The sequence below is a fragment of the Nonomuraea sp. NPDC049784 genome (assembly GCF_040659615.1).
Taxonomy (GTDB): Bacteria; Actinomycetota; Actinomycetes; order Streptosporangiales; family Streptosporangiaceae; genus Nonomuraea.
Map to the genome: position 1 here is coordinate 1 of NZ_JBFAMX010000491.1, position 7847 is coordinate 7847.

5 protein-coding genes and 2 pseudogenes are annotated in these 7847 nt (G+C 70.6%); 2 read left to right on the top strand and 5 right to left on the bottom strand.

The annotated features are described in order from the left end of the window. Positions 1-1138: pseudogene (locus AB0J09_RS49105) on the top strand (ABC transporter permease); the annotation flags it as partial. On the opposite strand, the gene AB0J09_RS49110 reads toward AB0J09_RS49105, so the two are convergent. Both AB0J09_RS49110 and AB0J09_RS49115 read right to left on the bottom strand, forming a co-directional pair. Next, entirely contained in the window at positions 1098-2459 is a 1362-nt protein-coding gene (locus tag AB0J09_RS49110) for an MFS transporter (protein ID WP_360707724.1), read from the bottom strand. The pseudogene AB0J09_RS49105 and the gene AB0J09_RS49110 sit on opposite strands and share 41 nt — an antisense overlap. A 101-nt stretch (positions 2460-2560) precedes the next feature. Next, on the bottom strand, positions 2561-3415 hold the full coding sequence (locus tag AB0J09_RS49115; protein ID WP_360707727.1) for a hypothetical protein: 855 nt from the start codon (positions 3413-3415) through the stop codon (positions 2561-2563). 239 nt (positions 3416-3654) lie between these two features. On the opposite strand from AB0J09_RS49115, the gene serA reads away from it, so the two are divergent. Continuing rightward, positions 3655-5244, top strand: a complete 1590-nt coding sequence (serA, locus tag AB0J09_RS49120) for a phosphoglycerate dehydrogenase (RefSeq protein WP_360707730.1) — start codon at positions 3655-3657, stop codon at positions 5242-5244. Between the two features lie 391 nt (positions 5245-5635). On the opposite strand, the gene AB0J09_RS49125 is transcribed toward serA, so the two are convergent. From AB0J09_RS49125 to AB0J09_RS49135, 3 genes and pseudogenes are all read right to left on the bottom strand, one after another. Next, complete coding sequence (locus AB0J09_RS49125; protein ID WP_360707733.1) at positions 5636-6451, bottom strand: class I SAM-dependent methyltransferase; 816 nt, start codon at positions 6449-6451, stop codon at positions 5636-5638. A 4-nt stretch (positions 6452-6455) separates the two neighbouring features. Next, positions 6456-7307, bottom strand: a complete 852-nt coding sequence (locus AB0J09_RS49130) for an ROK family protein (RefSeq protein ID WP_360707736.1) — start codon at positions 7305-7307, stop codon at positions 6456-6458. Continuing rightward, positions 7304-7847 (bottom strand): annotated as a pseudogene (locus AB0J09_RS49135) (sugar ABC transporter permease); the annotation flags it as partial. The gene AB0J09_RS49130 and the pseudogene AB0J09_RS49135, both read right to left, overlap by 4 nt.

A 7847-nucleotide genomic window follows, 5' to 3' on the forward strand; every position in this document is an offset into this window, starting at 1 on the left:
CTCCCGCCACCGCGTCCGTACGGCCTCCGCCACCGCCGCGGTCATGGCGGCCACCATGGGGGCCGTCACGCTCGGCATCGGCGTCAACAGCGAGTATGTCAGCCAGGAGGCGAGACGCGGCTCGATCGTCCCCACGGGCACCACGGTGATCCGCGCCTGGGAGACGGACGATCAGGGGTGGGCGCGGGTGCGGGCGCTCGTCCAGCAGAAGCTGCCGGGGGTGAGCCTGGTCAACGGGCTGGACGCGAAGGACGCGCGGGGCCGGCCCCTCAATCTGAGTGTCACCTGGCCGGAGGACTGCAAGCGCGAGTGCCGATCTGTCGACTATGGCTTCGGCTCCGTGGAGGTGGCCGACCAAGAGGTGCTCGCCTTCCTGCAGAAACGCAGGGATCCGCAGGCGGCGGCGGCACTGGCGGCGGGCAAGGCCGTGGTGTTCAGCCCCGGCATGGTGCGCGACGGCATGATCACGCTGCAGGCCGAAGACTGGGACATGAAGCCGGTCAAGACCTTCCGGGTTCCTGCCGTGGCGGTGGCAGCGGCCGAGGCGGGTCAGAGGGGCGCGGTGATCCCGCCGTCCGCGCTGGCGCCGACGGGGCTCAAGGTCGCGCAGCGGACGCTCTACGCGGCGTACACAGATGTCGACGAGCAGCGTCTGTCCACCGAGATCAGGACCATGATCGGCGACAATGCCTACGCCGTCGTGGAGAGGGGCTACGCCGAGAACCGTTTCGTGACCCTGCTGATCCTGCTCGCGGCCGCGCTGGTCCTGGTGCTCGGCGGCACGTTCGCGGCCACGGGGCTGGCCGCCGCCGACATGCGCCAGGACCTCGACACCCTGTCCGCCGTCGGCGGGACGGCGCGGGTCCGCAGGCTCGTGGTGGCAGCTCAGGCCGCCTACATCTCCGGCCTCGGCGCCCTCGTGGGCCTGGTCGCGGGCACCGTCAGCGGCATTGCGCTGACCTGGCCGCTGACCCGGATCGATTACGGGAGCACGGCGCTGTTCGACCCGGGATCCACGACGATCGCCGTCCCCTGGCTCTTCCTGGCCGGGGTCGTGGTGGGGCTGCCGCTGCTGGCCGCGCTGGTGGCCGGGGCGTTCACGCGGACGTGTCTGGTGCTGGCCCGCCGGGTGGCGTGAGCCGATATCTCAGCGTCATCAGCGCCGACAGGAAAATGATCAACGCGGGGACCGCGGCCTGCCCGATCAGGACCGCGGTCAACGCGCTGTCCGGCTGCTGGACCGGCCTGCTCGGCTCGGACTCGACGAAGCCGCCGATCGACAGGATCACGCCGAAGACCAGCGCCCCGAACGCGCTGACGCCGCTCTCGATGGCGGTCCACAGCCCGGTCAGCACGCCCGCGCGCCGCTTGCCGGTCGCGGCGGCGTCCATCGCGATCACGTCCGCGAGCATGGAGTACTGCAGCAGTTGCAGTCCGGCGTATCCGACGCCGACCAGCAGGATCGTGACGTGCGCCCACACGGCGCCGAACAGCGGCGTGGCCAGCGCCGCCGTCGTGCCGCCCCCGTACAGCAGCACCGCCACGATCATCGCGCCGCGCTTGTCGAAGCGCCTGGACAGCCGCACCCACAGCGGCATCGTCAGCAGGATCGGGCCGACCAGCGCGGCGAAGAGCGTCTGCGTGGCCTTCGGCGAGCCGAGCGTGTACGCGGCGAAGTACGGCGCGGCGGCCAGCATCATGCTCACGGCGAGCATCTGCGTGCAGGCCAGCACGGTCAGCCAGAGGAACGGCCGGTTGCCCTTGATCGCGGCGAACTGCTCGCGCCAACCGCCCCGGTCCGCCTCCGGCGCGCCGGTCATGGGAGCGCGGGCCGTGCCGAAGAACGAGCCCAGCATGGCCAGCAGCAGGATGACCGCGATCGTCGTCCCCATCAGCCGGTAGCTGCCCAGCGCGCCGTCATCGCCCTGGCTGGTGGCGATGGCCGGGGCCAGCACGCCGCTGATCGCGGTGGCCACGCCGATGAAGACCATCCGCCACTGCAGCAGCGAGGTGCGCTCGTGATAGTCGTGCGTCATCTCGCCGGGCATCGTCTTGTACGGCACCTCGAACAGCGCGTACGCCGTCGCCGTCCCGAGGAAGCACACCCCCACGTAAAGGGCGGCGGGCACGCCCGTCAGCGGCGGACCGGCGAACATCAGGAAGAACGCGATCGGCAGCGTGCAGGCGCCGGCCAGCATCCAGGGCCGCCGCGGGCCGAGGCGCGACCTGGTCCGGTCCGACCAGCGGCCCACCAGCGGGTTGACGATCAGATCCCAGACCTTGGGCACGGTGACCACGACCCCGGCCAGCCAGGCGGGCACGGCCAGGGAGTTGGTCATGTAGTACAGCAGGAGCAGGCCGGGCACGGTGGTGACCGTGGCCGTGCAGAACGACCCCACGCCGTAGCCGAGGCGTACGCCCCTGGGGACGGTGGACGCCGTCACCACCGGTGTGATCATGCCCTCATTCAAGCCGAGCGAGGGCTTGTTCGGGAGGGCCTACTTTCCGGCGCGTACGCGTAGGGGCCCGAGTTAACAGGCCCCTGCGCGTACCGTTCGCGTCAGTCGGCGACGCTCGCGCACACCACGTGCGCGCCGATCTCGATCATCCGGCGCTCGCTGCGCGCGTCCGCCACCCTGGCCATCAGGATCGGCGCCCCGGAGGCAGCGAACTGCGGCAGGCGGGCGCGGACCAGGCGGTGCAGGTCGCGTACGACGTCCTCGGCGGCCGACATGTGCACCTTCACATGGAGCATGATCCCGGGAACCCCGGACGCCGTACGCGCCTCGGAGATCCAGACGTGATGCACGAGCGGGAAGTCCATGAGCAGCTGTCCGATGGCCTGGCGCAGCGCGGGCAGGATTGGATGGGTGCACCGCCGGTATCCGGGGTCCACCTGCTGCATGGGCCCCGACAGGTGCGGCCGGGGCGCGGGCACCCACGGCAGCACCGGCGCCTGCGGGGTCGGAGGCGCCACCTGGGCCAGCGCGGCACCGCGTGACACGGTCGCCATCGCCCCTGTCGCGTACGCGGCAGGCGCCGCCCCTGACAGGACGGGCGTCGGCCCCGTGCGCGTCGAGGTGAGGAACCGCTGGAGATCGTCGATGGGCACGGCCGCGGCGGCTGGTCCGGCCGCGTCGATCACGATCTCCCGCACACCGGTGACGCGCTGGATGTCCAGGATGGTGTCGGCGTCGCACGCCGACAGGGAATGACTGCCGCGGTGCCTGGCATAGGTGACAGCGCTGGTGTAACCGAGCAGCACTCGGTCACCGGCTTGCGTCGTCCCGAGGACGACTGAGCGATCTGGTCGCACTGCCACCAGGACTCCACCGTCGGCGAGAGCGCTCAGCAGGCGATGCGGGGTGCCATGCTGTGCGAGCACGTCGGCAAGCGCAGGATTCCCGATGCTCATAAGACGAACCCTAAGTACTCGGCCACGGCTTATCAGGCTAATGGCGAATAAATCTCCCGATCAAGACAAAGATGTGAGCGGAGTGGATGAGTTTGTCGCCTGATGGGTAGGGCGGACCCGTCTCACATGGTGGGTGCCTCGTGAACGCGTTCACAAGCGCCGGATACACTCTGTGGGACCGTCGGGGGATCCGTGGACGTGTCCCCCGAAGCCCGCCGTGCCGTTAAGGATCCACACCAGTGAACAAGCCCGTCGTTCTGGTAGCAGAAGAGCTGTCCGAGGCAGGCCTCGCCGTACTCGGGGCTGATTTCGAGGTCCGCCACACCGACGGCGCCGACCGTTCCCAGCTGCTGCCCGCTCTCGCAGACGTGGACGCGCTGATCGTCCGCTCCGCCACGCAGGTCGACGCCGAGGCCATCGCGGCCGCGCCCAAGTTGCGCGTGGTCGCCCGAGCCGGGGTCGGTCTCGACAACGTCGACGTCGAAGCGGCCACCAAGGCCGGTGTCATGGTCGTCAACGCGCCGACCTCCAACATCACCAGCGCCGCCGAGCAGACCGTCGCCCTCATCCTGGCCAGCGCGCGCAACACGGCTCAGGCCCACGGCGCGCTGAAGAACGGGGAGTGGAAGCGGTCCAAGTACACCGGTGTCGAGCTCGACGAGAAGGTCATCGGCATCGTCGGCTTCGGCAAGATCGGCCAGCTCGTGGCCCAGCGGCTGCTGCCGTTCGGCGTCGAGATCATCGCATACGACCCTTACCTGCCGCCGGCCCGCGCCGCCCAGATCGGCGTCCAGCTGGTCAGCTTCGAGGACCTGCTCAAGCGATCGGACTTCATCACGCTGCACCCGCCGAAGACCAAGGAGACCGTCGGTCTCCTTGGTGAGAGGGAGCTGCACCAGGTCAAGCCGTCCGTGCGCATCATCAACGTCGCCCGCGGCGGCATCATCGACGAGGGCGCGCTCTACTCGGCGATCAAGGAGGGCCGCGTCGCCGGCGCCGGTCTGGACGTGTTCTCCAAGGAGCCGTGCACCGACAGCCCGCTGTTCGAGCTCGACCAGGTCGTCGCCACGCCTCACCTCGGTGCCTCCACGCATGAGGCCCAGGAGAAGGCCGGCACCCAGGTCGCGCGGAGCGTGAAGCTGGCGCTCGGGGGCGAGTTCGTGCCGGACGCGGTCAACGTCCAGGGCGGCGTGGTGGCCGAGGACGTCAAGCCGGGCCTGCCGCTGGCCGAGAAGCTCGGCCGGGTGTTCACCGCCCTGGCCGGTGAGGTGGCCACCAAGCTCGACGTCGAGGTGCGCGGCGAGATCGCCTCCGAGGACGTGCGGGTGATCGAGCTGGCGGCGCTCAAGGGCGTGTTCGCCGACGTGGTCGAGGAGCAGGTCACGTACGTCAACGCGCCGCTGCTGGCCAAGGACCGCGGCCTCACCGTGGAGCTGGTGACCAGCTCGGAGAGCCCCGACTGGCGCAACGTGGTGACCGTGCGCGGCCTGCTCGCCGACGGCCGTCAGGTCTCGGTGTCCGGCACGCTCTCCGGCCCTCGCCAGATCACGAAGATCGTCGAGGTCAATGGCTACGAGATGGAGATCGAGCCGACGGCCCACCTGGCGTTCTTCACCTACACCGACCGTCCCGGCATCGTCGGTGTGGTCGGCCGCCTGCTGGGTGAGCACAGCGTCAACATCGCCTCGATGCAGGTGGCCCGCTCCACCAAGGGCGGCAAGGCGCTCATCGCGCTGACCGTCGACTCCGGGATCCCGGCCGACGTGATCGACCAGATTGTCAACGAGATCGGCGCCGACAGCGGCCGCTCGGTGGACCTGGAGGACTGACCGCCCTCTTCGGCCTCGGGGCCGTCATCCGGATCGTTCCGGGTGGCGGCCCTTTTGCGTCTCAACATGCGAGATAGTAGGACATCCAACGAGATTGCTGGGGTACTGTTGCAGGAAATGCGCCAGGTGCTCGTACTTATTACCTGCCGCGGCGGGGCCTGTTAGGGCAGGTCGACGACTCGCCGCGGTGAGAGGCGTTGTGTCGGCCAGTAAGTCCCCATCCGTCCGGTCCGTGAGACCGGAGTCCGACGTCCCCCCGCTGGAACGCTCGCGAAATGAGATGAGTTCACATGTACGACATGTATGCCTGGAACCGTTCGGAAGAGCACGAGGACGAGGCCGCGGAGGCCCTGCAGACAGCCCTGGACCGCCGGGACAACGGCGGGGCTCCTCAGAACTCGAGCCGGTAGAACATCGCCGACCGCTTCACCCCCGGCAGCGCCCCGGCGATCCAGGCCGAGATCCGATGCGGCGCCGACAGGCGGTCGAACCCGTCCATGTCGAACGCGCTCACCGCGCTGGCGCAGCGCAGCCTCGGATGGATCGCCACCAGCTCGCCTGGGCCGTCGATGCCCCAATAGAGCGTGGCACTGGCCTTCCGTACGGGCCTGTTGAGCTTCTGCAGCCGTACTCCGAGCCTGCTCACGGCGTCGAAGACGAGCTGCCCGCCGGGGAAGCGGTCCACGATCGCCCGCAGGAGGGCCCGCCCGTCCTCCGGTTGGAGGTAGTAGAGCAGGCCCTCGGCGACGACCAGCGCGGGAACGTCGTCCGGGACCTCCTCCAGCCACTTCAGGTCGGTGACCGACGAGCCGATCATGCGGTGGCCCGGCCGCTCGGGGAACAGCCGGCGGCGCAACTCGATGACCTCGGGGTAGTCCACGTCGTACCAGCGGACGGTGGGCGGCGGCGCCAGCCGGTAGAAGCGGGTGTCGAGGCCGCAGCCCAGGTGGAGCACGGTGGCCTCAGGGTGTGTGGTGAGGTACTCGGCGGCCCAGCGGTCGATGAAGCGGTCCCTGAGTGCGACGGCGGCGGCCAGGGCGGGGCTCATGCCGGTCGCGCGGAAGTCGAAGTCGATCCGGCCGACCGCCTCGACGGCCATGTCGTCACCGAGTATCGGGTGCCTGGACCTCGCGTCGAGCGCCCGCCCGTACAGGGTGGCGAGGAGCGTGGCCTTCTCCTCAGTGAGTCGCACCTTCTCTGGCACCATACCTCTACGCTAACTCCGCGCGGGCCAGCGCCAGCGCCCCCAGCAGGGGAGCGTCGTCCGCGAACCTGGCCGGGCGCAGCTCCGGCGGGAACGGCACCGCGCGGGCGACCTCGGCCGCCAGCCTCGGCATGATCAGGTCGGCGGCGCCCATCATGCCGCCGCCCACGACCAGGCGCTCCGGGTCGAGCATCACGCACAGGTTCGCTACGTTCATGGCGAGGGTCCGCAACGCCTCCTCCACCAGCTCTCGCGCGCCTGCCTCGGCCAGGAGCTCCGCAGCCGTGGTGGGGCGGCCCAGGAGGGCGGTGCCGCGGGCGGCCAGCGCGCCGCCGGAGACCCGCTCCTCCAGGGGGACCCGGCCGTCGGCGAAGGCGGGCTCGCCCGGCGTCACCTGCAGGTAGCCGATCTCCCCTGCGGCGCCGTGGGCGCCCGGCACCACCCGCCCGTCCACCACCAGGGCCGCCGCCAGGCCGGTGCCGAGGTTCACATATACGCCCGTGGAGACTCCGCGAAGGGCGCCCCAGCGCAGCTCGGCCGCGGCCGCCGCGTTCACGTCGTTGTCGATGGCCACCGGGACGGCGCCGTACTCCTCCCTGAGCAGCCTCGGCAGCTCGAGCCCCTCCCAGCCGGGGACGTTCGGGGCGAGCCGTACGACGCCATCGCGGATCACCCCGCACGTCGAGAAGCCCACCGCGGCGGGCGACCCGTCCAGGGACCGGGCCGCCGCGAGCGCTCGCGCGAGCGTGCCGGGCCCGGTGTCCAGGCGGACACGGGCGGAGAGCTCCGGTCCGTCGGATCCGGACACCCCGATGGCGACCTTCGTCCCGCCCACGTCGATGCCCAGCACCCGGCTCACCGGGCGGCGCCCCTGCGGGCGAGCGAGTCGATGGCCACGGCCAGTGCCAGCACCGCGGCCGTCACCATGAAACGCACCGAGGAGTCCACGCTGAGCAGGTACATGCCGTTGGTGATGGCCTGGATGACCAGGACGCCGAGCAGCGCGTCATACGCCCGGCCGCGCCCGCCGAACAGTGAGGTGCCGCCGATGACCGCGGTGGCGATCGCCATGAGGAGGATGTCACTGCCTCCCGAGCCCTGGTTGACGGCGGACAGGCGGCTGGCTGCGAGGATGCCGCCGGCCGCCGCCAGCGCCGAGGCCAGCATGAACGCCAGGATCCTGACCCGTGTGACGTTGATGCCGGCGCGCCTGGCGGCCTCGGCGTTGCCGCCGACGGCGTACACGTGCCGCCCGAACGCGGTGTGCCTGAGCATGAGATCCAGCAGCACCACCAGCGCGCCGAAGATGATCAGCAGGAGCGGCACGCCGCGGTCCGCCGACATGACCAGCACCGCCACGGCCAGCAGCACCGCCAGGCCGCCCGCCTTCGCGAGCGAC

Coding starts and splice junctions, on each gene's coding strand:
- AB0J09_RS49110 (WP_360707724.1), bottom strand. CDS start 2,459: ATGATCACACCGGTGGTGACGGCGTCCACCGTCCCCAGGGGCGTACGC.
- AB0J09_RS49115 (WP_360707727.1), bottom strand. CDS start 3,415: ATGAGCATCGGGAATCCTGCGCTTGCCGACGTGCTCGCACAGCATGGC.
- AB0J09_RS49125 (WP_360707733.1), bottom strand. CDS start 6,451: ATGGTGCCAGAGAAGGTGCGACTCACTGAGGAGAAGGCCACGCTCCTC.